Source organism: Streptococcus sp. SO4 (assembly GCF_030440055.1).
Classification (GTDB): domain Bacteria; phylum Bacillota; class Bacilli; order Lactobacillales; family Streptococcaceae; genus Streptococcus; species Streptococcus nidrosiense.
This window is the reverse complement of sequence record NZ_JAQFJI010000029.1, coordinates 1-1,512: the sequence shown is the minus strand read 5'-3', so window position 1 is coordinate 1,512 and position 1,512 is coordinate 1. Positions and strand designations below refer to the sequence as shown.

The 1,512-nt window shown below is 36.0% G+C and carries 1 pseudogene; it reads left to right on the top strand.

The features are described 5' to 3' along the window. The first annotated feature begins 90 nt into the window (after positions 1–90). Positions 91–1,381, top strand: a pseudogene (locus PCY08_RS09915) (IS4 family transposase). Positions 1,382–1,512 lie beyond the last annotated feature (131 nt).

Genomic DNA, 1,512 nt, shown 5'->3' with positions numbered 1-1,512 from the left:
CAATGTCATTAAGTTAAGAAATTCAAATACAATTCTGTATTTGGGTTTCTTTTTTTATGTGCTAAACTGATAGTTAAGGAGGTACTTCCTATGATAAAACAGATAAAAGCCCACTTGAATAAGAGTATTCAGAGTATCCTTGGTCAAAAAGTTGAGCTCGTCAAACAAGATGAACAGGCCTTTACTCGTAAAAGAAGGTTATCACTAGAAACCATGATTCGTACCATTCTGGGAATGGGAGGAAAATCACTGTCAAAAGAATTACTAGATGCTAGACTGACAGTTTCAAATTCAGCCTTTGTTCAAAGACGCTATCAGATAAAACCTGAGGCTTTCTATACCTTATTTAAAGAATTTACAGCACCTATTCCACTTAACACCAATCTTCCGATATTCGCTGCAGATGGGAGTGATATCTGTATTCCTCGAAATCCCATGGATACAGAAACCTCTATCCAAACCCAAACGGATGTTAAATCCTATAATCTCATACACATAAATGCCCTATACGACTTGACGACTGGAGTGTATAGAGATGTTTCTATTCAAGACAAACATACGCAACATGAGCGCTTAGCTCTGATTCAGATGATGAAGGCTTCTCCCTTTCGAGAAAGCTCTTGTTATCATGGATAGAGGCTATGAAAGTTACAATCTCATGGCTCATTTTCAAGAAAAAGGATGGCTTTATATCATCCGAATTCGAGATGGAAAACAATCCATGCGTTCCTCCTTCAACTTGCCAAATACAGAGTGTTTTGATCAAAACTTTTCTCTAAAATTATCACGAAAGCAAACCAATCAGCTCAAAAAACTTTATCGTGATTTCCCCAATGACTATCATTTTATTCCACACAATTCTACTTTTGATTTTCTTCCAGAAACAAGTCAAAAACATGACCCTGTTGAACTATACCAACTTCCTTTTCGTTTGGTGCGTTTAGAAGCGGAAGAAGGAAAATACGAAACTTTGGTGACAAATACAGACTATTCAGTCCAACAATTAAAAAATCTCTACGCCAGCAGATGGGGCATAGAGACTAGTTTTCGTGACCTGAAATACAGTATTGGCTTGGTCAATTTTCATGCCAAAAAGAAGGAAGGGATTCTCCAAGAAATCTTTGCCCGATTTACAAATTTTAACTTTTGTCGTTGGGTAACCTCGCAAGTTGCCATCGACAGTAGTCACAAAAAACAAAGATATAAAGTGTGTTTCTCAGATGCGACTTATGCCTGCCGTTTGTTTTTTAACGGTTCCCTTTCTTCTCTCCAGTTGAAAAACTACCTCAAGAAACAGTTATCTATTATTCGACCGAATCGAAAATATCCAAGAAAAATAAAGGCCCAATCGGTAATTGATTTCATCTATAGAGTAACATAAATCTCAAAAAATAGGGTGAAAAAACCTTTATTTGTTATGCAAAAAAAATAGAAGATAGGATAGAGAATCACTTTGATGATCTCAATCCTATCTCCTATTCAAATAGTTAGATTACTAACTTAATGACATTG